Genomic DNA, 578 nt, shown 5'->3' with positions numbered 1-578 from the left:
TTACCGGCCTTGAGATGAATTTCCTGCCCGGCGTGTGCCAGTAACCCATCAACTACCCTGATGTGCTGTGTTCCACCCACCGTCAGGTGATCGTCCGCTTTGACTTCGGTCAGCCGGTTGCCATCGACAGTGCAATGTTCTTCAGCCTTGAATTCGCTGTAGCTGTTGCCCTCGACCCGGTCGTGTCGCTCATGACCGACTCTTATTTTCTGCTCGTGCTCGATGTTTTGGTCCCAGTCGCGCTGTGCATGGATGTAGATATGCTCCTGACCAGCCCGGTCTTCGATGCGTAGTTCGTTGGAGCCATTGCCGCCGGGGCTGCTCAGGGTTCTGAACACGCTGCGCGTCTGATGCGCAGGCAAGTCGTAGGGCGGGATGTGTTCGGCGTGGTACAGGCAACCGCTGATCAATGGCTGGTCAGGGTCGCCCTCCAGAAACGTCACCAGCACTTCCATGCCGACTCGCGGGATGGTCATGCCACCGTAGCGATTACCAGCCCAACTGGACGACACGCGCAGCCAGCAACTGCTCTTGTCATCGCCGCTGCCTTCACGATCCCAATGAAACTGCACCTTGAC

1 protein-coding gene is annotated in these 578 nt (G+C 58.1%); it reads right to left on the bottom strand.

The window, feature by feature from the left end:
* Window positions 1–578: type VI secretion system tip protein TssI/VgrG (gene tssI / locus RYA97_RS18560; RefSeq protein WP_316886948.1), on the bottom strand; the 578-nt coding region annotated here is incomplete at both ends.

The organism is Pseudomonas syringae group sp. 26L6 (assembly GCF_032587815.1).
In the GTDB taxonomy this organism is placed as follows: Bacteria; Pseudomonadota; Gammaproteobacteria; order Pseudomonadales; family Pseudomonadaceae; genus Aquipseudomonas; species Aquipseudomonas amygdali.
Note: the sequence above shows the minus strand (reverse complement) of the source record. Positions and strands in the feature narration are given on the sequence as shown.